The 21,979-nt window shown below is 45.5% G+C and carries 21 protein-coding genes and 1 pseudogene; 7 read left to right on the top strand and 15 right to left on the bottom strand.

Annotated elements, in window-relative coordinates:
* Nucleotides 1–34 precede the first annotated feature (34 nt).
* A pseudogene (locus DMB88_RS01130) lies at nt 35–1,335 on the top strand (alpha-glucosidase/alpha-galactosidase).
* Between the two features lie 133 nt (nt 1,336–1,468).
* Here DMB88_RS01130 and ytxJ read toward each other — a convergent pair.
* Nucleotides 1,469–2,008, bottom strand: a complete 540-nt coding sequence (gene ytxJ, locus DMB88_RS01125) for a bacillithiol system redox-active protein YtxJ (protein ID WP_254438410.1) — start codon at nt 2,006–2,008, stop codon at nt 1,469–1,471.
* A 232-nt stretch (nt 2,009–2,240) separates the two neighbouring features.
* Here ytxJ and DMB88_RS01120 point away from each other — a divergent pair, with 232 nt between their 5' ends.
* A complete protein-coding gene (locus tag DMB88_RS01120) occupies nt 2,241–3,119 on the top strand; it encodes a hypothetical protein (protein WP_128099883.1) in 879 nt (292 codons plus the stop codon).
* 119 nt (nt 3,120–3,238) lie between these two features.
* On the opposite strand, the gene DMB88_RS01115 is transcribed toward DMB88_RS01120, so the two are convergent.
* From DMB88_RS01115 to DMB88_RS01055, 13 genes are all read right to left on the bottom strand, one after another.
* On the bottom strand, nt 3,239–3,667 hold the full coding sequence (locus tag DMB88_RS01115) for a VOC family protein (protein ID WP_128099882.1): 429 nt from the start codon (nt 3,665–3,667) through the stop codon (nt 3,239–3,241).
* Between the two features lie 208 nt (nt 3,668–3,875).
* Nucleotides 3,876–4,439 carry a hypothetical protein gene (locus DMB88_RS01110; protein WP_128099881.1) on the bottom strand — a complete coding sequence of 188 codons (564 nt, stop codon included), beginning with the start codon at nt 4,437–4,439 and terminating at the stop codon, nt 3,876–3,878.
* Between the two features lie 110 nt (nt 4,440–4,549).
* Complete coding sequence (locus DMB88_RS01105) at nt 4,550–4,777, bottom strand: DNA-binding protein (RefSeq protein WP_128099880.1); 228 nt, start codon at nt 4,775–4,777, stop codon at nt 4,550–4,552.
* 194 nt (nt 4,778–4,971) lie between these two features.
* Nucleotides 4,972–5,166 carry a hypothetical protein gene (locus tag DMB88_RS01100; RefSeq protein ID WP_128099879.1) on the bottom strand — a complete coding sequence of 65 codons (195 nt, stop codon included), beginning with the start codon at nt 5,164–5,166 and terminating at the stop codon, nt 4,972–4,974.
* 20 nt (nt 5,167–5,186) lie between these two features.
* Nucleotides 5,187–7,973, bottom strand: coding sequence for a glycoside hydrolase family 3 C-terminal domain-containing protein (locus tag DMB88_RS01095; RefSeq protein ID WP_128099878.1), 2,787 nt, complete (start codon nt 7,971–7,973; stop codon nt 5,187–5,189).
* Nucleotides 7,974–8,122: 149 nt separating this feature from the next.
* Nucleotides 8,123–9,211 (bottom strand): low temperature requirement protein A, encoded by a 1,089-nt coding sequence (locus DMB88_RS01090; RefSeq protein ID WP_128104254.1) that lies wholly within the window; start codon nt 9,209–9,211, stop codon nt 8,123–8,125.
* Between the two features lie 26 nt (nt 9,212–9,237).
* Nucleotides 9,238–10,191, bottom strand: coding sequence for a ring-cleaving dioxygenase (locus DMB88_RS01085; RefSeq protein ID WP_128099877.1), 954 nt, complete (start codon nt 10,189–10,191; stop codon nt 9,238–9,240).
* Nucleotides 10,192–10,275: 84 nt separating this feature from the next.
* Nucleotides 10,276–10,506 carry a DUF896 domain-containing protein gene (locus DMB88_RS01080; RefSeq protein ID WP_217363764.1) on the bottom strand — a complete coding sequence of 77 codons (231 nt, stop codon included), beginning with the start codon at nt 10,504–10,506 and terminating at the stop codon, nt 10,276–10,278.
* A gap of 383 nt (nt 10,507–10,889) precedes the next feature.
* Complete coding sequence (locus DMB88_RS01075) at nt 10,890–11,933, bottom strand: SPFH domain-containing protein (protein ID WP_128104252.1); 1,044 nt, start codon at nt 11,931–11,933, stop codon at nt 10,890–10,892.
* A 99-nt stretch (nt 11,934–12,032) separates the two neighbouring features.
* On the bottom strand, nt 12,033–12,917 hold the full coding sequence (locus DMB88_RS01070; RefSeq protein ID WP_254438409.1) for a TPM domain-containing protein: 885 nt from the start codon (nt 12,915–12,917) through the stop codon (nt 12,033–12,035).
* A complete protein-coding gene (locus tag DMB88_RS01065) occupies nt 12,914–13,945 on the bottom strand; it encodes a TFIIB-type zinc ribbon-containing protein (RefSeq protein WP_128099876.1) in 1,032 nt (343 codons plus the stop codon). Before DMB88_RS01065 ends, DMB88_RS01070 begins: the two co-directional genes overlap by 4 nt.
* A gap of 240 nt (nt 13,946–14,185) precedes the next feature.
* Nucleotides 14,186–14,890, bottom strand: coding sequence for a PspA/IM30 family protein (locus tag DMB88_RS01060; protein WP_174715262.1), 705 nt, complete (start codon nt 14,888–14,890; stop codon nt 14,186–14,188).
* Nucleotides 14,891–15,003: 113 nt separating this feature from the next.
* On the bottom strand, nt 15,004–15,222 hold the full coding sequence (locus tag DMB88_RS01055) for a hypothetical protein (RefSeq protein WP_128099875.1): 219 nt from the start codon (nt 15,220–15,222) through the stop codon (nt 15,004–15,006).
* A gap of 227 nt (nt 15,223–15,449) precedes the next feature.
* Here DMB88_RS01055 and DMB88_RS01050 point away from each other — a divergent pair, with 227 nt between their 5' ends.
* The 5 genes from DMB88_RS01050 (at nt 15,450) to pdxA (ending at nt 20,696) form a co-directional block, all read left to right on the top strand.
* Nucleotides 15,450–16,691 (top strand): sigma-54-dependent Fis family transcriptional regulator, encoded by a 1,242-nt coding sequence (locus DMB88_RS01050; RefSeq protein ID WP_254438408.1) that lies wholly within the window; start codon nt 15,450–15,452, stop codon nt 16,689–16,691.
* Nucleotides 16,688–17,131: a helix-turn-helix domain-containing protein gene (locus DMB88_RS30635; RefSeq protein ID WP_254438407.1), complete on the top strand. Its 444-nt coding sequence runs from the start codon at nt 16,688–16,690 to the stop codon at nt 17,129–17,131. The genes DMB88_RS01050 and DMB88_RS30635 overlap by 4 nt, the downstream gene beginning before the upstream one ends.
* Nucleotides 17,132–17,297: 166 nt before the next feature.
* Nucleotides 17,298–18,284 carry a 2-keto-3-deoxygluconate permease gene (locus DMB88_RS01045; protein ID WP_128099874.1) on the top strand — a complete coding sequence of 329 codons (987 nt, stop codon included), beginning with the start codon at nt 17,298–17,300 and terminating at the stop codon, nt 18,282–18,284.
* A gap of 118 nt (nt 18,285–18,402) precedes the next feature.
* On the top strand, nt 18,403–19,698 hold the full coding sequence (locus tag DMB88_RS01040) for a four-carbon acid sugar kinase family protein (protein WP_128099873.1): 1,296 nt from the start codon (nt 18,403–18,405) through the stop codon (nt 19,696–19,698).
* Nucleotides 19,695–20,696: a 4-hydroxythreonine-4-phosphate dehydrogenase PdxA gene (gene pdxA / locus DMB88_RS01035; RefSeq protein ID WP_128099872.1), complete on the top strand. Its 1,002-nt coding sequence runs from the start codon at nt 19,695–19,697 to the stop codon at nt 20,694–20,696. Before DMB88_RS01040 ends, pdxA begins: the two co-directional genes overlap by 4 nt.
* Nucleotides 20,697–20,935: 239 nt before the next feature.
* Here pdxA and DMB88_RS01030 read toward each other — a convergent pair whose 3' ends face one another.
* Nucleotides 20,936–21,862 (bottom strand): helix-turn-helix transcriptional regulator, encoded by a 927-nt coding sequence (locus DMB88_RS01030; protein ID WP_128099871.1) that lies wholly within the window; start codon nt 21,860–21,862, stop codon nt 20,936–20,938.
* Between the last annotated feature and the right edge of the window lie 117 nt (nt 21,863–21,979).

Below are 21,979 nucleotides of genomic sequence, written 5' to 3'. Positions count from 1 at the left end.
AAGGTACAACAAATTCAGGGAGGCTGAACTTTAGATGAGCAAAATTACATTCCTCGGTGCGGGAAGCACCGTCTTTGTCAAAAATGTACTAGGTGACGTTATGATGACCGAAGCACTACAAGATTTTGAGCTGGCTTTGTATGATATTGATGCCGAGCGCCTGAGCGATTCGGAGCGTTTGTTAACCAGCATGGCACGTTCTCTGGGAAGTCGCTGTAGCGTGAAAGTATATACGGATCGCAAAGAAGCTCTTCGCGGAGCGAAATATGTCATTAATGCAATTCAAGTGGGCGGATATGATCCATGTACCATTACCGATTTTGAAATTCCGAAGAAATATGGGCTGCGCCAGACAATTGCTGACACGCTTGGCATTGGGGGATTTTCCGTAACCTGCGTACCATTCCAGTAATGCTCGATTTTGCACGGGATATGCAGGAAGTGTGCCCAGATGCTTGGTTCTTGAACTACACGAATCCGATGGCCGTGCTCACCAATGTCATGAACGTGCATGGCGGCATCAAAACGGTAGGACTGTGTCATAGTGTGCAGGTATGTGTGCCTCATCTGTTTGATGCGCTTGGGATTGATCAGACTGGTGTGGTTGCTAAGATTGCGGGTATAAACCATATGGCATGGTTGCTTGAGGTAACACGTGATGGACAGGATCTCTATCCAGAGATCAAACGTCTGGCGAAGGAAAAACAGAAGGAACAGCATGATGACATGGTTCGTTTTGAGCTGATGCAACGTTTTGGCTACTATGTAACGGAATCCTCCGAGCATAACGCTGAGTACCACCCTTACTTTATCAAACGTAACTATCCTGAACTGATTGAACGGTTCAACATTCCACTGGATGAATATCCACGTCGCTGCGTGAATCAGATTGAAGGCTGGAAGGAAATGCGCGAGAAGCTGTTTGCCAGTGAAAACATCGAGCACACCCGTAGCCGGGAGTACGCTTCGCATATTATGGAGGCTATGGAGACGAACCGTCCGTACAAAATCGGCGGTAATGTCATGAATAACGGGCTGATCACGAACCTGCCTCGTGAAGCATGTGTAGAGGTGCCTTGTCTCGTCGACGGATCTGGCATCAGCCCAACGTACATCGGCGATCTGCCACCACAGCTGGCAGCACTGAATCGTACCAACATCAACACTCAACTGCTAACGATTGAAGCTGCAATCACAGGGAAAAAGGATCACATCTATCATGCCGCAATGCTTGATCCACATACGGCTGCTGAATTGTCCATCGACGACATTGTTGCCATGTGTGATGAATTGATCGAAGCTCACGGTGACTGGTTGCCAAAATTCACATCATAATTCATAAAAAAAACGCCGTTCTCCTCGTGAAGAGGGAACGGCGTTTCATTTTAGATTGGGATAGCTTGTTTGGAAGTCACACCTCCAAATCACAGCTGATGGTTCGCTACCTTGCTGGGCTAATCATTCTTTATTAACTAAACGGATCTTGGGCCCACTGAGTTAATCTCTTTTTCGTGATTTTACCGTGTGACGTATGTTGGATGACACGCCCCTGTTCAAGTAACAGCACCTGTGGTGATTGATGGATAACCGCTGTCTCTTCTGCAATGTGGCGAGAAAGCGCACGACTTTCGATCACTTTGACAATATGGTAGTCCATGCGCTGTCCAGACTCGGATGCGTTGGAGCCTACAAAGGCCATAAATTCTCGGTAGGCGCGGGCGCTAGTCGGGCAGGTCGTGCTATGTTTAAAAATAAGTACAGGATGATCTTCCGAGTGCTGGAGTGCTTCATGCCAGTCCCTCGGTTTAATCAATTCACTCACATGTTCACGGAGCATTTCATCCGAATCAGAACGGATTCTTTTGCTAACAACAGATCCGATTAATATGCCAAGGGTGATCCCGAATGCAACACCTAAAGCTGTCTGGTTCGTAGCAATACCGATACTCGTCCCAATGGCGATGCCTACTAAAGGCCATAGAAGTTGATGATTTACTTTTAGATTCATCGAAGTTACCTCCCGCAGAAGTTGGGTATATGTACGGCACACAAGGTATACCTGGGTACACGGCTTGCTAATTGTATACACACGTTTAACGTTGTCTATCTCAGAGAAATTATACCATAGACACTCGTTGCAAACGCTCGGATAAGTTTATGTCGCGGTGTACTTTTGTGATACACTGATTGTAATTTGGAAACGATGAACATAGAGAACCAGAGAAAGGCGGAAATGCGTTATGACATATGCTTTTATAATTGAACCACAACAGTATACAGCGCTCGAAAACGAAGAGGAACTCATTGAAAAATGTCAGGAGTGGGGATTGCTATCGGGGAAAGCTACCAAGCTCAAAACGTTTTATTATAAAGGAAACGGGCTCAATCTGCCCTGTACCATCCTGGGTTATGTCGATCATATGGCTGCGGTTATTCAACTGGATAACGATCAGAAGCACTGCATCCACCCTTCGTATTTGAAGGAAATGCAGGCGTCCAGCTACAGTGCTAGAGGTTTGGCAGGAGCAGGGACGGGCAAGGTGAGCGAATCGACCACAACAACGACATCTACGGCGACATCAGAGGACGAGCCTAGCGCTCAAGATGAACCGAATGTGGAAGCATCTGCACCATCAACGGTAACGATTCCTTCCGAATACCCGGATCATATGGACTACATCGATGATGATAATCACCGCGTTTCGGGTCTTGTCGGTGATCCGGATGGATTGGTCGAGGAGTATGTTGGCCCCCAAAACAGTACTACTGGGGAAGCCAAACCCAAAGCAAAAACCGCAAGTAAATCAAAGGCGATTAAGATTGATCTGCCAGACGGCAAAGTGAAGATGTCTGCTGTGGTTAAAGAATTCACGACTGTTCCGAATCACTTCTCGGATAATGACGATGAAGTTATTATTTATGAAGCGGTGGCGATTACTGAGCCCGAACTGATTGAAATTGGCGAAGCCTGGTCTAGCCACAGTGCCACAATGAAGAAGCAGGAGCTTGAAGTGGGGGACATTCTTTCTTTTGAAGCCAAAATCATTAAGAAGAAGCTCACTCGCAATCCGGTTCCTTACAAAATCAACAACCCATCCAAGATTCAAAAAGAAGGCTAACCCACTACAGGCCGCTTTGCTGCTTGTACAATGCGATATTCTGTTGAAATAAAACCAAAAAACCTCAGGACGATCTTGCTGATGTCCATGAGGTTTTCTAAATTTATAAGGCTATGAGATTACGCGTTGCTCGGCGTACAGCTAATTTGGAACTGAACACCATACTTATCGGTCACCGAGCCGTAGGCTGGGCTCCAAAAGGTCTCTTGAATCGGCATTTTCACTTCTCCGCCAACTTCCAACTTGTTGAAAATGCTTGTTGCCTCATCGGCCGTGTCTGTGTTCACTGTAACGGTAATATGGTTGCCAATGGTGTGCTCCATGCCCGGGAACGTATCAGATAGCATCAATACAGAGCCACCAATCTGCAAGGAGGCATGCATAATACGGTCTTTGGCTTCAGGTGGAATCGGATGATCTGGGCTAGACGGCCCTTCACCAAACGTCTGGATTGCTAGTACCTCTGCATTAAACACCTCTTTGTAGAACTCCACTGCCTCACGACCATTACCATCCGTTACTAGATACACATTCAAGCTGATTGCCATGCATTATTCATCTCCTTGGACTCATATATTCGTGTCATGCTAAGACCTTGCGCCAAGAGTATAAATGACAGTTTGTCCCTTTGGCAAGCAGAGATCTAGCTCCATCAGTTCTTTCGCCATCCTCCGTATTGAACAATAGCTACCTGAGGTAGGATTGTCCTATCATACTGATTTTATCCTTTATCGATGTTATCCTTTAATCACGACTTTATCTCTTATTCAGCCGGAGGCGGACGTAATGGATAATCGTAAGAACGACCCCTGGTACGAGTGCGGCAAAACAAGCATAGATCAGGCACCACTTAACGAGCGTAAATACCGGGGTTAGCTCGGCAATGACAGGTGTGGGGAGGGGATAACGATACATTGTGATCGAAGCTCCTATATTTTCTAACATATCACAAGCCCAACCACCCAGTGGAAGCAGATTTAGTTTACGCCAGTGACTCCTAGCAGGGAGCACCCGGTAGAGTGCCGATATCAGCACTACCAATAAAAAGAGATAGGCTAACGGCCAGATAAGATCAAATGTAAACCTGGCATAGATATAGGCACTGCGTCCAGTCTCCCCATAGCTTTCTGCCATTTGATAAAGATCATCCGCAGTATACCAGAAGGACGAATCCGGAGATTCTCCTCCTCCGGTGGCCTCTTTGGACTCCGCAGCCTGCCAAGGCAAAATAAATACGATAAAGCAGGCAAACAGCACAATTGCAGACACAATCCACTTCCAATTCACCCGATTATATAACCAGCCTGATAAGGTATTCATGCTAATCCCCTCTCTGTACAAGGTCTAGGCACAATAAGCTAATCATAAAAAAAATAACCACTTTCCGAAATACAAATCGGTTAAATGGCTGATGTCATACTCTTATGCAATTAACGTTTATTAACGATGTCATCGATCTCGCTCTTCAGTAAGAGGTATCTGTGTATACTCCTCATAATCGGAACCTTGGTCAACTTATTTTTATCCACGTACAGCTTCATCTGGTCTTTCGATAAACCTAATGCGCTGCCCGCTTCGGCAACTGTAAGTACAGCCGTTGGATTCGTTGCATTAAACGTTTTTTTCACTTTCTGGTTCCAGTCTTCAAATACCTGCATAGATCAGTTACCTCTCCCATCCATAGCCAGTACTTTTCCAGGCTGAATAGTTCAATTATAGCACATTTGTGATATCCGTCACTTCATCATCGCCATAACCTGTATAACCATCCAAACCTCCTTAAACAACGATAAAGAAAAGACACCCTCGCGGGTGCCTTCTTCTAATACTCCTGTTCGTTAAAGCTACAAGCTTATTTACGATTACGACGAGCCTTGGTCAAGCGATTAAACATGATCAGTGCGGCAATGATCATGGCAATAATGGCAATGTTACTCGCTGCTTCATGCGACATACCGAACACTAAGCCTAGGTTTGTGACCAGGCTTCTCGTAATCAGCGCCACCGCAATCAGCAGTAGTGGACTCCAAAAATTGTACCTTCTCATTCCTTGCAACACTCCTGACCTTACAGTGGTTTAAACTCGATCCAGTCGATCTGCAAGCCTGGTTTAGTGAAATCTAACTTCAATTCGTACACGCCGGCTGCAAGCTCTACTTTGACAAGCTTCTGTCTGATCCATTTTCCTTCCGTACCATTCGTTTGGATCGTTGTCATCAATTGGTCGTTCAACAGCACATTACAAGCACTTTGAGCAAGCTCAGGCTCTGGAGACATGATCTGTACGATGATTCGATATTGTCCTGCTTGGTCTACCTTCATATATACAGGTTCGTTCACAGCAGGTTTCACTTGTGTATTCTCAGCGAGCGCTTGAGCCTGTTGGGTTGAAAGAGATTCATTCGCTTGGAATGAAGCAATGGTCTCCAAAATCTCATGTTTGCGGGAGAAGACTGGCGCATTCATAATGAACGTACAGATGTTCTTAGCAGAACGCTGCAGCTCACCACGAGTTAAGGTTCCATTTTCCAAAGATTCAATGGTGTTGTCATCCCAGCCGTTAATCTCTGCCCCATAGTTAGGAACAACCATGTATAGGTCATTCTGAGCGCGGATCATCCAGTTCGTGTATTTCCGGTCAGCTTCTCCACCTTCAACGACATCATTCATAATCGCCCACCAGTCGGTCATTACAATTCCCTGGAAGCCCCATTCTCCGCGAAGAACGGTTGTATTCAGATCATAATTGGAAGCGGCCCAGTGACCGTTAATCGGGTTGTAGGAAGTCATGATTGAACTCGCGCCGCCTTGCTTCACAGCGATCTCGAAGCCTTTCAGATAAATCTCACGGAGCGCACGTTCAGATACAACTGCGTCAACTTTACTCCGGTGTTTCTCTTGGTTATTACATGCAAAGTGCTTCAACGTGGCGTTAGAGCCGCCTTTCATGATGCCTTTCGTACATGCCGCAGCAAATACACCCGAGATCAGCGGATCTTCTGAGAAATATTCAAAGTTACGTCCATTTAGCGGACTGCGGCGGATATTTAGTCCAGGTCCCAGCAAGGTGTCCACTTGGTTTCTCAAGAGTTCCTGCCCTTCCAACACATACAGTTCTTCGACTAGCTCTGTATTCCATGTCGCTGCTAACAGCGTTCCGATGGAAACCTGCGTTGCCTTCTCTCCACTATCCATACGAATACCGGATGGGCCGTCTGCCGTACACGCCACTGGAATGCCATAATTGAACAAACTGTCGCTAACTCCACCAAATGCAGATGCCGTACCGGAGGTCACGAGTGGACTACTCATTCCTTCACCTCTAATAATGGCAGCCAGATCTTGATCACTTAACTGTGCAATAAAGGCTTCCAGACTCACTTTGCCATCCTTGACATCTCTCAGCTTGTAACCTTGATTGCCTGTTTGCTCCAAAGCTTGCGGCAGATTTTGCTTGATCCGCTCAGCTATAGAAACTTGGCGATTCGGTACCGCAGTGTACACCAGTTCATATGAGCCGTCTCCCTTGCGTGCACCTGGCTTCATACGTGTAAAGTCTTCTGTCGGCGCCATAACTTCTTGAAGCTGCTCCACAACCTGAAGCGCCTCCACCACATAGCCATCTTGACCATCGACAAGAATGTGTTCGACTTGTTTGACACTTGTCCCTACATGCAGGCGATACGTACCTTCTTCTAATACATACGCAGATGCGTGACCTGTTACACCCTCATCATCGTAAGATGCCATGGTATGAAGCGGGAAACTGATCTTCAGACGCTCCGATGCTCCAGGCTGAAGCAGTTTGGTTTTCCCAAATGCAGCTAATGATTTTAGAGGTTGGCCTAGCTTGCCTTGCGGCGCTTCGTAGTACACCTGAATAACTTCTTTACCGGCATACGTATTTCCTGTATTGGTTACGTTTACATTCACCTCAATGAAGGATTCTCCTTCTTTGGAGATACTTTTAGCCTCTTCAAATTCGGTTGCAAACGTGGTGTACGATAATCCATAACCGAATTCAAATTGAACTTTTTCAGGTCGAAACGTTTCGAAATAACGATAGCCTACGTAGATATCCTCTTGATACAGGTTCTTGAACTCATTCCCGTAGTTACTCGTTGAAGGATAATCATTAATGGAATACGCAATCGTATCGGTTAATTTACCACTTGGCGTAACGTCTCCTGCCAATACGTCAGCAATGGCATTACCACCTTCCATGCCCCCGTGCCATGAGTAAATGACCGATTGAATGGGATGCACATAGCTCTCGTCATCTAGCCAGCTCATATCAATGATGTTAGAAACGTTTAGCACTACGATCGTCTGATCAAAATGATTCGTCACCTGCTTCAGCATTGCTCGCTCATCTTCTGTCAACTGATAGCTTCCAGGTGCGTCTGCGTTATCCTGATCTTCACCTGCTGTACGTCCGATGACGACAATGGCTTTGGTAGATTTACTTCTCGCCTGTGCGACCAATTCATCCGTCAAAGGCATTTCCTTCTGATTCCATGGCTCTGCCGCCCATACTTTGCCGCCATCATCGAATGGATTGGCTTCAATCCACTTCTCATATACCGAAGCGAGTTCCTCGTTGATGGTTAAATTGGTTTTGCTGCGTAACCCATCTAACAGATTCGTTGTATATGCTACATGTACGCTTCCACCTGATCCTGTACCGCTGCGATAGTAATTAACCTGAATTCGACCAAAAACTGAAACGTTTTCGTTATGCTGAATCGGAAGAATATTCCCTTTGTTTCTTAACAATACAGCACCTTCTGCCGCAACTGTGCGACTAAAGTCTGCAAACCCTTCCAATGGAACGCCGATTATATTAGTGCTCAAATGGTTTCCCTCCTGTGTGTCTGAGTAGTTTCACTTGGATCTAGTCTCATATTAACAGATTCCCTATAAGAAAATAAATGAAGATATTCATAGAAAGACGAAAAACCCCACAACTTCAGAAGTTGCGGGGTTAAATGTTCACTATATATTCATGTGGTCATTTTGGCATAGACGAGGAAGAACGCCATGTTCTCTCCTACAATTGCATAATTGGGCACACGATAGATGAGATCTACGATGATAAAGGTTCCAATGACGCCAAGCATAATCGCCAAATGGTACGGTTTCAGCCGCATATGTGAATATCTGTAGCGATGGAACACCAGCGAGGTGGACATAAAGTACAACAGCACGGATCCGAACACAAAGCCTAGCATGAATAAATAATTGAGTTTATTCAAATACAGCAGTTGAATCGATGCCGCAATCATGCTCATAGAGATATAGATGAACAAGTGTCCATATATAATGGCTTGACCAGCTGTCTGTATTTCTTTGCTGACTTTCTTCTCAACGTTATCAAAGTACTGCCACCACAGGGCAATAACAAATACAGATGTAAATGCGATGAACAGCACGGACTTCAGATCCCAGTGATCCAATTGGAGGACGGCAATGATACTAACCACCGATTCACCCAGCAGGATGAGTGTAAACAACGCGAACCGTTCCAATAAATGATGCGTGTGGATCGGCACCTTCACCAGTTTTTTGCGACCGATCAAAGGAAGAATAATATCTACTGCAATCCCAGCATACAGAATCACATATCTGAGCCATGAATCAAAGAACAAGGAGCTGGTCGAGATTAATATCCCGATGAGAAAACATTGACCTAGGAAACGAGCGGCTTGTTGCTGCTGCTCACTCTTAGACTTATGGATAGTGAAGTATTGAATCATCGTGAATACCCTAGAACCGATATAACCCACGAAGAAGGATAGATAATGCTGGTCAAAATCAACCGAGAGACTCGCTGTCATCACCATAACAGATAGGAGCTGTAGGATGAGAAATAGACGATGGATGAAGATATCCTGGCCATACCGATTGATAAATAAGGTCTGACCCACCCATGCCCACCAGACTGGAATGAAAATCAATACAAACTTCATCAGATATTCAAATGTAATCACTCCATGTTCGGCATGTAACAATACATGACTCGCTTTGGCCACCGCAGCTACAAATAGCAGATCGTAGAACAGCTCTAGCCAGGTAACCTTCTTCTCCATGATCATCCTTCATACTCCTTCATTCAATTTCATCTTGTACTTGCTGGTTCCAATGTACGAACTTGGATCGGTTGCAGATTGTCTTCAATCTGTGTGCGGTATTTCTCAAACCATTCCGGCAGCATCAGTTTGTGACCCAACGTTTCTACAGGCTCATCTTTCGCAAATCCAGGTGGATCTGTAGCAATCTCGAACAGGATGCCTCCAGCTTCTCTGAAATAAATGGCGTTAAAGTACTGACGATCCCGTACTGGTGTTGGTTGATAACCATATTGATACACAGCCTCACCCCATTGTTGATGCTCCTGATCATCTTTGGCACGCCATGCGATATGGTGAACCGTACCGGCCCCGCCTACGCCAAGCGGCATACGAGCCACAGGCACATCAATTACATTGCCAATGTCACCAAAAGACTGATAACGTACATACTCCTGATCCTCAGCGACTTTGGTGAATCCAAGGATTTTATCCAGTGCATCCATTGTTCTTGCCGGATTGACGCTGAATAATACAGCACCTCCAAATCCTTTAATGGCTTGGTCGGTTGCGATTCCTTCATGTGCCCAAGTGCTGTTAGCACCCTCTTGACGCTCAACCAGCTCCAGACGAAGGCCTTCACTATCTTCGAATTGAAGGAATTGTTCGTTGAAACGGCTTGTTCTCGTTACCTGAATATTATAACTTTCTAAACGATCCTGCCAGAAGTCCATAGACCCAGGAGGAATGACATACGAGGTAATCCCTACCTGACCGCCGCCAATTTTACCTTTTGGAGATCCAGCTGCTGGGAAGAACGTGATGATCGTTCCTGGGCTTCCACCTTCGTCACCGAAGTACAGATGGTATACGTCAGGAGCATCGAAGTTCACTGTTTTTTTCACCAAACGAAGTCCGAGAATACCTGCATAGAAGTCAACATTGGCCTGTGGATCTCCTGCAAAAGCTGTAATGTGGTGGATACCTGCAGTTTGAAGTGTCATGATAAATTCCTCCTTAGGGAATGGTTAATTGTGATGTTGTTTTTGTATTTTGTCTTAATATTAAGATATTAGTTTAAAAATAAATCACTCTTGCTTTTGGTCTGCTTGTTCCTGTTTCAATTTGTCTGGAGTAACATCGTCGCCATTCGGATCATAGATGGTTGTGTTCAGCAGAATGTCGTTAATCGAGCCCCGAAACGTTTGCAAATATTCCTGGCGCAGACGAGCCCGCTCCGCTTGCTCCATCTCGTTTAATCCTTCTCCTTTTGCTTTTCTTGAAAGTTCGTTGATGCGATCTAATGTAGGAATAATCATCTTGATCTCTCCTTATATGTTTTGTATTCAACTAAAGAATGCTTATACTTGCCTCTCCGATGCCAGAATAACCCTCCGATCGCTGTTATCCCCAGATTTTTTTGATCCCCTTTTTGTAAAGGTAAATCCGGGGATAAAGGCGAGCGCTTCGCTTCTCCATGTTATTTCTGTCCTCTTCGTTTTCGTATAAAAAGATTAGTTGAATTTATTGATTATGCATAATATTTATTTTTAAATTAAATATCTTAAGTTAAAGATATATGATTTTGTTTTCGTTGTCAACACTTTATTTAAAAGTTAAAACATCGCCTTGCGTTATAACAAAAAAGAGCTAACTGCACAGTACCATGTACTTGTGAGTTAGCCCGGTCTTCCTTATTCCTCTAACCAAGTTTATGCCCGCAGTTCGGACAGAAGTTAGCTCCTTCATTTTTGGCACCACAGTTTGGACAGAAGTTAGGCTTCTTGCCTTCCAAGGATGAAGCGGAGCCTGAGTTATCGCCTTGATTTTGATTTTGGCTCTGACCCTGGTTGTTCTGATTTTGGTTCTGATTTTGGTTCTGATTTTGATTCTGATTTTGATTCTGGTTCATGTTCTTCATCATTTCATTCGCCATGTTCATGCCCATCATCATCCCTGCCATATCCGAAGCCGCGCCGCCGCCTTGCACCTTACCTGAGGAGATGCCGTCGGTCATGCTCACCTGTTGGTACTTTTGCAGATTGCCGATCATCTCATGTGAAGCCGTCTTCGTAATCATATCCTGAATTTCTTGAGGATAGTTGAAGCTCATCACTTGGAAGCCGGTAATGCCAATCCCAATATCCATCATCTGCATATCCAGATCTTCCTGAATCCCTTTGGCTATATCTGTTGCATTCGCCTGCAGGTTAAACATATCTTTTCCTTCACGGCTGATCCACTTCATCAGCAACTGATCGAGCACAGAGGTAATTCGAATTTTGACATCATCGACCAAATAGCTTTGCTTAATGCCTGCAATCTTATCAATTAGCGTGACGTAGTCACTTACTTTGAAGTTAAACGTACCGTTCGCACGAATTGGCATGCCGCCCGGAAGCTGCGGCGTCGGAATCAATACCGGGCTCTGGGTTCCCCATCTCACCGTAAATTCCTTCGTGTTCACAAACAACACTTCAACGCGCATACCGCTATTAAAACCAAACTTGAAGCCTTTTAGCGTCGACAAAAATGGAATAATCTCGGAATCAATATTGAATGAGCCTTCATCCTCAAAAATCCCTTCCACCTTGCCGTTATTCAGGAAAATCGCATCCTGACCGGCACGAATAATCAGCTTACTGCCCTTCTTGATCTCCCGATTGCTCCACTTCCAGAAAATCATATCATCTCTAAACTCTTCCCATTCCACCACATTCGAAAATTGATTTCTGAAAAAACTCATACTCAATCCCGTCCCTTCTATAGTAAACATGCTGCATCGTCACACGAGCACCACGTCCTACGCTGTATTATTGTGATTGAATTATCATGGTTGGCTAGATTAGAATGATCGGCTGCTACCACTATGGGAATGTCCTCCGCGAGTGGTACCACCACCGCCGCCTCCTCCGCCACCATTATTGTTATTTCTCTCGATCTTGGTTTTGGTTACAGTTGTCCGAATATACCGATCTCCGCGATCCACCACACTTGAAGCACCTGAATCCTCATACGTTGCACGATTGACGGTTACACGTCCGCCCGAATTATATGCCATAATGCCTACCACAATCCCACCAATAATTACAGATACACCAAGTTGAAACCATGTATTGAACAAAATATTATCGGGGTTCGCATTCGAACCTCCACTAGGATAATTACCTGAACCCGTACCTGAACTTGAGCCAGGATAAGTAGATCCTTTACCCGAATCTTCGTCCAGTGGTTTGTCACCTAAGTACTCATATGCCATCGTAAGATACTTCTCAAAGGCTTGGCTGTAGTTACCGTCGGACAGGTAAGGAGCAATCTGAGCCGTAATCTCATCAGCTCTGCTATTGGTAACGTAGTCTTCCCCTTTGTAGAAACCACCCACATACACAGTACGATTGTACATATCCAAAGTCAAAATAACTGCATTACCATGGGGCTTATCATAACCTGGTGCCTGCTCATCATAGTAGTTCTCTGTGAACAATTCATCCGTGATCTGCTCCTCATTATTCGTCGTAAGAACGATAAGGTCAGTCTCGCGCTCCGCACTGTATTTATTCGCCAGGGCATTTAACTCTTCAACTTCTTGCGAGCTTAGCAAGCCCGCTTCATCAAGAATCAGTTCTTTCGTTGCCGCTGCCGCGCTTTGCGCTGGAATCCACGGGGCTGCCACACACATTACAATGAAGATGAAGGCCGTCATTAACGCAATGTACGTTCCCTTTTTCACAGGAAGCCACCTCCCATCATCCATGCCACAACCTTAATGGAGAGAAATGATACGGCAGACACGCCTGCGAACCATCCCGCAACTTTTGCTTTACTGATGGGAGGTCTGCCCACAACTTTACCTGTCTGACCATTCATGGCAAACGTGTATTCCGTGCGATTAAAGTCATAGTACACCATCCATACAGGGAGCAAGACATAATCTGCATTTTTTAGTGTAGTATCAATCTGTTTATCCGTATAACTTACACTGGTGTACCCCGACACAGTAGAAGCAATATAAGATTCAATATAAGGCCGTGTTTTTTCCTTGGCTCGGGGGTAGAGCTCATCATCCGTATAGCTATATTTTTCCGCAATATAACCCGCAAGATACGGCGTTTTGAAATCCTTCAATTGGTTGTAAGGAAAAGGCTCCAGCTTATCCATCAGCTTATCATCCATTTTCTTGGATGCATCGATGGGCAGGTTCACATAGTTCAGCCGGATTTTGCGGTATATCTCATAGTGCTGCGTTTCGGTATAGTGATAATCGCCCTGCGTGTAGCTTCTCACCTTGGTGGCACGACCATGAACTTCAATTCTGTTATGTAACTCATATAACCAGAAGGGCACGTAGATCCCGGTTATTTCTTTGATCCGATCAGCCGTCATGAAGCCACTTGGCGTAAGCAGGCCGTTTTTGCACCACTTTTTGAATGCTTCCTTCGCAGTCTCCTTCGTAATAGCAAAAGGGATCACCATCGCTGGAGCTAGTTCTCCGCTCAATCGGTCACTCAAGACAACCGCAGCTCCGCAGAAGCTACAGGTCGTTGCACTCGTATCTGCATCTGTCACAAGGTCAGCCCCACAACTGGTGCAGTGGTATGACTTGATCTCGTTCTCCGTAAATACCTGCTTCTTGAGTGGGTCTGGAATCTGCTCAATATTATCCTGTCGCCCACAACTAGGGCAGGATAACATTCCCGTATTCCCATCAAAGTTCATCCCACTACCACAGTTCGGACATCTGTATTCAATAACCGGCATCTGCTCACCTCAATGTCTTAAAAATGTATTCGTTACATCTATATAGGTTCAACTATAAAATGTTTACACTTGCCACTACGATGACAGAATAGCCCTCCGATCGCTGTTATCCCCAGATTTTTTTGATTCCCTTCTCTAAAGGGAAAAATTCCGGTGATAAAGGCGAGCGCTCCGCTTCTTCATGCTATTTCTGTCCCCTCCGTTTTCGTGTAAAAAAATTAGTCGAAACTATAAATAGGCTCACTTATCTTTCAGTTGCTGTTGGATGGCTGCAAGTTCTTCCTCTGCCGTTGGTACCTTCTTCTCTTGATTACCCGCTTCAGCGTTCATGTCCCTCTCCAATTGTGCAATCAATTCGTCCAAGTCATCTTCCTGCGCGCCTGCTCGAAGCTCTGCCAGAGCCTCTGCTTCGTTCAATGCTTGATTAGCCTTGTCTTCCATTGCACGGAGTGCATCATTTGCTCTACTCGTCGACGCGTTCTGCTCATTAGCCTGTTGCTTGGCCTTCGCGTCTGCCATTTTACTTTTCAATTCAGTATATCTAGCTTCCATCGTCGCCATATCCGCCATCAGTTTATCCTGCATATGCTTCATCACTTTGGCTTTGGCCGCAGCTCGATCATAGGCAGCTTGTAATTCGTTATGCTTCTCGGCCTGCTTCGCTTTTTTCTGCAGAAATTGGAATGCCTTATCTTCGTCCCCGGCTTCCGCTGATTTCTCTGCATACCGCTGAAGCTTGCGCAGCTCGCTACTCGATTCATCCAATGCTCGCTTCGCTCTGCTCTCGTTCGAGAGTACGGCAGTCGTCTCTGCTTTTACCTGCCCTAGATCACTGCTTAAGCTACGCATAACCTCATTCACCGTTCTCTCCGGATCGTCAGATCGGCTTAACAAGCTATTCATATTTGCCTTCATCACGTCCCTAAACCTCGACAAGATTCCCATAATTTGTTCCTCCTCCGATAAGTTCATATGTAACTATAATACATGAATTTGACGTTTGAGGTTTCACATTTCAAGATTGCAAGTGGAGTTACTCCGATCCACATCCTTACCGATTACGGTTCAACGGGAAGGCTTTCCACCGCTGTGAAAAATACATCTAATAGCTCAACATTGTATACTGTGCGGACGTATTCGGTTATTAATGCCACATCTTCTTCCTTCTGATACTCCAGACATGGACGGCCCTCACTCCACAGAACCCTGCACGGAAACTTTCCAACAATATCTTTAATGATGTGATCCGATTCAGCCACTTTATGAATATCTCCCATATGAACTCTCCTTACTTCCACACTGATCGTGTGCAATTTTCCATCCATTTTGAGATACATGGCAGTTCGATTCAGTGCACTTCATCACATTAGGCTCAACGAGCTGTGGTGACATATCACATGAACATTTTGCAGACATGAACGTGTTGGTTCGTTCAAAGGTGCCATTCCTCCGCAAGTTGGCTATAATAAGGGGATCAATGATTTCTATAAAAGGCAGGAAAAATATGCGTACACGAGTTCACTTTATCGCTCCCTACGAATCCATGATTCCTATTATACAAGAGTGCATTCCCCGCTTTCCCCAGTTAGCCATTCAGACGGACGTGGGCGATTTGGCGAAAGGTATGGAACTAGCCACTCAAGCTGAGAAAAACGGGGCAGAGATTATCATCAGTCGTGGCGGAACGGCTCAATTGATTAAAAAAGCAGTGACTATTCCCGTTATTGATGTTCAGTTATCGGGCTATGATATGATTCGTTCTCTTACACTGGCAAGCCAGTTTAACGGCCAAACGGCCATCGTTGGCTTCTCCAACATCACCTCGGGTGCACAATCCATTATTGATCTGATGGATCTTCCCCTCAAGGTCTATACCATACATAGCTCGGAAGATGTGGCACGATTGCTCTTGGAGTTGAAAGCTTCTGGGTACCGTCAGATTGTGGGAGATGTAATCACTGTCAATACTGCGAAGACCTATGGTCTGGAAGGATTGTTGATCCAATCCGGCCAGGAATCCATCCTTAGAGCGATGGAGGATGCACAGCTGGTCTACCGTTATTTGAGCAAAAATCATGCGATATCGATCATCCTGAATGACCTGGTCACACAGGAACATCCGAATTTGCTTATTTTAAACGAACGGAATGAAGTTGTGTTCGAGAATCTGACCGACTTTGAGAAAAATCCACTGACCGATAATCACATGTATCTGACCAACACCAGCCTGGAATTTCATCAATCCCAGATCCAAAATGTGTTCATGGTGGACGATTATCAACTCACGGTCAATGCCTACGAAACGACGCTGAACAACAATAGCTACAAGGTATATATGCTGGAAAAAGGACAACCCTATACCTTTGCACAATTCGGCATAACAACTTTCACGGACGCATCGATGGAACCCATCGTTGCCGAGTCCCCTGCCATGCAGGCCGTATTGAAGAACATTCGGGCACTCTACGAGAATCATGAACCGATCTATCTGCTGGGTGAAGCGGATTCCGGTAAATCTTTTCTAGTCAAACACATTCATCAGATGTACTCCGGTGGCGGACTGCTATTACAGATCGATCTCTCGCAAGTTCCATCTGGTCATTTGCACAAAATACCACTAGCCAAGGTTCGAAATGTAGAGATTAATCATATGGAAGCACGTATAGCAGATCCGGAGCTGCTCTCCTTTATCCAAAACTGCCTTCAAAGCCAGATTGGAGTATTTATACTCGGGAGCAAGCATTGACCCCACAGTGGTCACTCGATCTGGAGCTTAATACGATCATCATGCCAAATCTTGCGGATCGACCCGAGGATCTGGCTCCACTCATGCAGCATTTCCTTACAGGTTACTACCAGAAATACGGAACTACTGCGGTGAGGATCAAAGAAGATGCACTACAGTTGATCCGGGATCAGATCACGAATATGAACGTCAACCAGTTGAAGCATCTGATCAAGCAGGCTGCACTCAATGAACCGGATTATGTAATCACCACGGCTACCTTGTCCCGCTTACTGGGTCAGCAACCTTCTGCAAGTCACATGAAGTTGAACGGTACGCTGAAGGAGATCGAGAAAGAAGTTATTCAGTCCGTGCTTCAGGAGGAAAATAATAACCAATCGAAGGCCGCAGAGCGCCTTGGGATTAACCGAGCCACATTATGGCGTAAACTTAAAGATTAACTTTAAGTTTGCGTCTTTTTTATCGTCTTTAAGTGTTGCATTTTTAAACACTTTGGCACGTATTTTAAATTTACAATAATTCATTGTTGCTATATTAAACGTTTTGGGATAACATAATCCCTGCAAACGCTTTATAAAAACGATTACTTCATAAGGAGCTACTACTATGAACATTAAAGCAACTTTAGATCGCATCCCTGGCGGTATGATGGTTGTTCCCCTTTTACTTGGTGCAACCATTAATACATTCTTCCCGAATGCTCTGCGCATTGGTGGATTCACGGAAGCACTCTTCGTTAACAGTTCCAGTACGTTGATCGCGCTGTTCCTGTTGATTGCGGGTACACAGATTACGTTCAAAACAGCAGGTTCATCCGTCGGTAAGGGCGTTACCTTGTTGGTCGTCAAGTGGGCGATCGGTGCAGCACTTGGCCTCGTTGCCATTTTATTTGCCGACTCAAGCGGGTTATTCTTAGGTCTTGCCCCACTTGCCATTATTGCTGCAATGACCAACTCGAACGGCGGTTTGTACATTGCACTCGCTGGTCAATACGGGAAAGAAGATGACAAAGCCGCCTATCCATTCCTCGCGCTCAGCGATGGCCCATTTCTAACCATGGTAGCGCTCTCCATCTTCGGTGCGATGGGCTTTGCCAATGGCATGTTCTCTCCTATGGCATTCGTTGCGGTATTGCTTCCGCTCATCGTTGGTGTCATTATTGGTAATCTGGATCGCAGTCTGGCGGAGTGGTTACACAAAGGCAGTGACAAACTTGTTCCGTTCTTCGCCTTCTCACTGGGTATGGGAATCAACTTCTCCTCCATTATCCAAGGTGGACTTGGTGGAATCTTGCTTGGCGTTCTGACCGTTCTCCTCACAGGTGGAATTGGATATCTGTTGTTCAAAGCGATTGGCTGGAATCCCATCGTTGGTGCTTCCGAAGGTTCAACAGCCGGAAATGCGGTAGGTACACCTGCTGCCATCGTCGCTGCTAATGCTTCATTTGCCCCTATAGCCGAGATTGCGACGGTACAGATTGCCGCGAGTGTTGTTACGACAGCCATCCTATTGCCGATCTTCATCGGGTTCCTCTCCAAACGACTGGAGAAATCAGGCGGAGTTGAGAAATACAATCAACGACCAACCACATAGATGATTTTCATCTGATCTAATATGCTTAATCTGTGCTTAAAGAGGTAGTTCAAAAAGTCCGCTTAAATAATGATCTGAGCGGACTTATAAAATTGTGCTTACAAGGAGGGATGACTGCATGAAATTAGCCATTATTGCAGATGATTTGACCGGTGCCAATGACAGCGGGGTGCAGCTTGCCCGTCATGGCTTGAAGACCAGTGTTCTTTTTAATATGGATGAGGAGCCTCTTACACGTTACGATGCCGTCGTCTTTGATACAGATAGTCGTTCCATATCCTCGCAGGAAGCGTATGAACGTGTATATCAGGCAGCTCAATTGCTGAAGAACAATGGATTTGATACGATTTTCAAAAAGATGGACTCGACCATGCGTGGAAATATCGGCATCGAGATTGATGCCCTGTATGATGTCGTCAAACCTGATTTTATGATGATCGCTCCAGGCTATCCGAAAAATAACCGTACTATCCTTGAGGGTATCCATTACCTGAACGGCGTTCCGCTCGCGGATACCGAGATTGCGAATGATCCGAAGACACCCGTAACTCTTTCCTACCTTCCCGACCTGCTGAAACAACAGACGAATTATGAAGTGGGCGAAATTACGCTTGCTGATCTGGAGATTGGCCAAGGTCACATTCAAGTGAAACTGGAACAGTTTAAACAAAATAACATTCCGTATGTACTCGTAGATTCCACAGAAGAACGGCATCTGGAAATGATCTTGCAGATGACTCGCAAGCTGGAGTATACCTTTGCCTGGGCAGGATCTGCTGGTATTGCTAACTACCTTCCTGCTCATTACGAGCTTGAATCCAAGTCCGCCGAACTGACAATACCGATGAATCCCGGCCCCATCCTCACGGTTGTGGGCAGCGTGAACAAAAATTCCCGCGAGCAGTTAAATCTACTGCTGAAACAGACACGCATCTCGTCCGTTCTATTCCACTCTTTCAAAGCTGTATCTTCATCAGCAGACCGGGCAGAGGAAATAGAACGTGTCTATGCAGAGGTGAGATCCAAAGCGCTGGAAGGACAAGATGTCGTCCTATACTCCACCGCAGAACAAGTCGATATTGAACTGGCACGGGCAACGGGCGAAATGCGTGGTCTCAATCACACGGAAGTCAGCAATGAAATTGTACTCGCGATGGGTGAGATCTGTGCCAGACTACTGGAAGAGGGACTTTTCAAAGGGGTATCCATGACGGGTGGCGATACAGCTAAGCAAATCTGCCTGAAATGGAATATTAGTGGCTTCGAGCTACTGGATGAGCTTGAAATCGGTGTGCCGATCTCTAAGTTTATCGGGATTGATGATTTGCATGTGATTACCAAAGCTGGCGGCTTCGGCAAACCCGATGTCTTTATCCATGCGATTCAAAAATTAAAAGGGGGTATTCTCGTATGAAACCTACAATTGGAATTACGATGGGCGACGCAGCAGGTATTGGGCCGGAGATTATTATGAAAGCACTGGGTCACCAAGAGATGTACGCTCAGTGCAATCCACTCGTTATCGGTGATGCGAAGATTCTAGAGCGCGTGTTGCCGGTTATCGGCTCAAGTCTGAACGTCAACGCGATTCAAGAGCCTTCCGAAGCCAAATATGAGTTCGGTACTGTGGATGTGATTGACCTGAATCTCGTTCCTGCCGATCTGGAATACGGCAAAGTGTCTGCCGTGGCAGGAGATGCAGCATTTCAGTTTCTCGCCAAAGCCATTGACCTTGCCAAAAAGCACCAGATTCAATCCATCTGCACGGCTCCTTTGAATAAAGAAGCTTTGCATCAAGGGGGGCACCTGTATCCGGGCCACACCGAGATTCTGGCTGACCTGACGGATACACAGGACTTTTCCATGATGCTGACCACGCCTAATTTAAGAGTCATTCATCTGACAACACACATGGGTCTGATCGATGCTATCGCGAGCATTAATCCGGAAAGAACCTACACTGTCGTGAAGCTTGCTCATGATACACTGAAAAAAGCAGGCTTTGAGAATCCACGCGTTGCTGTATGTGGAATCAATCCTCATGCCGGAGAGAACGGCTTGTTCGGTAACGGAGAAGAAGAAGAGAAGCTGCAGCCGGGTATTGAGCGTGCGCAACAGGAAGGCATTAACGTCGTTGGTCCCCTCCCGGCAGACACCCTCTTCTTCCGCGCTGGTCGCGGTGACTTCGATATCGTCGTAGCCTGCTATCACGATCAAGGCCATGCACCGATCAAGGTAATGGGCATCGAGGAAGGTGTGAACATCACCGTTGGTCTGAAAGGCGGCATCATTCGTACGTCTGTCGATCATGGTACAGCCTTCGATATCGCTGGTAAAAATATCGCCGATGATAAAAGCATGCTGGCTGCCATCCGCTCTGCTATTGAGCTGGCGCCAAAAGATCAAGTTTAAAAGCATCCTTCACACGGGCACATCAGTGAGTCTGGTCAGGAAACTATCTCTATGTAGATGTATCTTTATATAGAAGAAACAAGGCAAACCCTCCTTAACTCCGAGGGTTTGCCTTGTTTATATTTCTTTCACATATTTCCTGACTCCAGAATTTATGTCATATGGTCTGGGTTATCATTTGCACGGTCATTCTGTTGATTGTTCCAGTTTATTGCTTACTTCTTAAATGGCTCAGAGCCTCATATACTCGGGTCGCTTCCTACCAGCATCACTTCACGCTCACGCTGCGACTGTCTACTTCGACGATACGCACTCGGAGACATGCTGTTGAATTTGTTGAAGATACGATTGAATTGAGAGAAGCTGGCGAAGCCGCACTGTGCCGCAATATCTGTAATTTTGTGATTGGTGTTCAGGAGCATTTGCTGGGCGTTACGAATTCGAGTCATCTGAATATATTCGGTGAACGTAAATCCTGTTACTTTGTTGAATTGACGAGACAAGTGATGGGCGCTCACGAAAAATTTCTTAGATATCTCCTCAAGGGACAGCTCATGCTGGTAATGGCTATGGATATACGATGCAATGGCATACATTCGTCTCGACATCGCAGACCCTGTCTCTTCTCGAACGTAGTCATTCTCCGCGGAGTGATGATGGATCGCGCATAGAAATTCAACGAATTTGCTATGAATGGCGACGGAATGAAGCGCAGATGGGCGTTGTGATAGGGCAAAAATTTCATTGATAGGCGCAAGTACCTCGGCACGCCTTTCTTCGGAAAATCTGAATATCGGTATCTGCTCCTCAAAGATGGAGAACAGCTCTTTGTAATCGCTCTCAAGACCAGGTACATTGCGTGGTATCGCAAAGTTAATCATTAACCTTTTGGGCGGCGTACCTTTGGGGTATTTGGTTTTGTGCAGTAAAGAAGGCCTCAGCAGGACAATATCCCAAGGCTGAATCTCATATATGTTGCCTTCAATAATATGTGCAGCCGTGCGATCCATGAGGATACAGATTTCATAAAAATCATGAAAGTGCTGAAATTCCATATTCAGATCATGGGATCGTTCGTCGTAATCCAAGTGATAGAACAGTGCATCTCCAGGCTGGTTAACATGGATTGCATATCCCTGCTCGTATGCCAAAGCGGATGGTCTCATGGACATGCCCCCTATCCCGAGTTTGTTGAATTTATTTTAGCATGAAATGCAATAAAAAACGTTGTTTTCAGCATACAATACATAGTTTCGCCCATTTCTCTTCTGGTATGATAAAGT

The organism is Paenibacillus sp. DCT19 (assembly GCF_003268635.1).
Taxonomy (GTDB): Bacteria; Bacillota; Bacilli; order Paenibacillales; family Paenibacillaceae; genus Paenibacillus.
This window is presented reverse-complemented; position numbering and strand designations above follow the sequence as displayed.

What these genes read in the sequence shown, in the direction of transcription:
- DMB88_RS01085 (WP_128099877.1), bottom strand. Translation starts at nt 10,191, where the DNA reads ATGACACTTCAAACTGCAGGTATCCACCACATTACAGCTTTTGCAGGA.
- pdxA (WP_128099872.1), top strand. Translation starts at nt 19,695, where the DNA reads ATGAAACCTACAATTGGAATTACGATGGGCGACGCAGCAGGTATTGGG.
- DMB88_RS01115 (WP_128099882.1), bottom strand. Translation starts at nt 3,667, where the DNA reads ATGGCAATCAGCTTGAATGTGTATCTAGTAACGGATGGTAATGGTCGT.
- DMB88_RS01120 (WP_128099883.1), top strand. Translation starts at nt 2,241, where the DNA reads ATGACATATGCTTTTATAATTGAACCACAACAGTATACAGCGCTCGAA.
- DMB88_RS01100 (WP_128099879.1), bottom strand. Translation starts at nt 5,166, where the DNA reads ATGAGAAGGTACAATTTTTGGAGTCCACTACTGCTGATTGCGGTGGCG.
- DMB88_RS01050 (WP_254438408.1), top strand. Translation starts at nt 15,450, where the DNA reads ATGCGTACACGAGTTCACTTTATCGCTCCCTACGAATCCATGATTCCT.
- DMB88_RS01075 (WP_128104252.1), bottom strand. Translation starts at nt 11,933, where the DNA reads ATGAGTTTTTTCAGAAATCAATTTTCGAATGTGGTGGAATGGGAAGAG.
- DMB88_RS01110 (WP_128099881.1), bottom strand. Translation starts at nt 4,439, where the DNA reads ATGAATACCTTATCAGGCTGGTTATATAATCGGGTGAATTGGAAGTGG.
- DMB88_RS01065 (WP_128099876.1), bottom strand. Translation starts at nt 13,945, where the DNA reads ATGCCGGTTATTGAATACAGATGTCCGAACTGTGGTAGTGGGATGAAC.
- DMB88_RS01045 (WP_128099874.1), top strand. Translation starts at nt 17,298, where the DNA reads ATGAACATTAAAGCAACTTTAGATCGCATCCCTGGCGGTATGATGGTT.
- DMB88_RS01080 (WP_217363764.1), bottom strand. Translation starts at nt 10,506, where the DNA reads ATGATTATTCCTACATTAGATCGCATCAACGAACTTTCAAGAAAAGCA.
- DMB88_RS01060 (WP_174715262.1), bottom strand. Translation starts at nt 14,890, where the DNA reads ATGGGAATCTTGTCGAGGTTTAGGGACGTGATGAAGGCAAATATGAAT.
- DMB88_RS01055 (WP_128099875.1), bottom strand. Translation starts at nt 15,222, where the DNA reads ATGGGAGATATTCATAAAGTGGCTGAATCGGATCACATCATTAAAGAT.
- DMB88_RS01105 (WP_128099880.1), bottom strand. Translation starts at nt 4,777, where the DNA reads ATGCAGGTATTTGAAGACTGGAACCAGAAAGTGAAAAAAACGTTTAAT.
- DMB88_RS01030 (WP_128099871.1), bottom strand. Translation starts at nt 21,862, where the DNA reads ATGAGACCATCCGCTTTGGCATACGAGCAGGGATATGCAATCCATGTT.
- ytxJ (WP_254438410.1), bottom strand. Translation starts at nt 2,008, where the DNA reads ATGAATCTAAAAGTAAATCATCAACTTCTATGGCCTTTAGTAGGCATC.
- DMB88_RS01040 (WP_128099873.1), top strand. Translation starts at nt 18,403, where the DNA reads ATGAAATTAGCCATTATTGCAGATGATTTGACCGGTGCCAATGACAGC.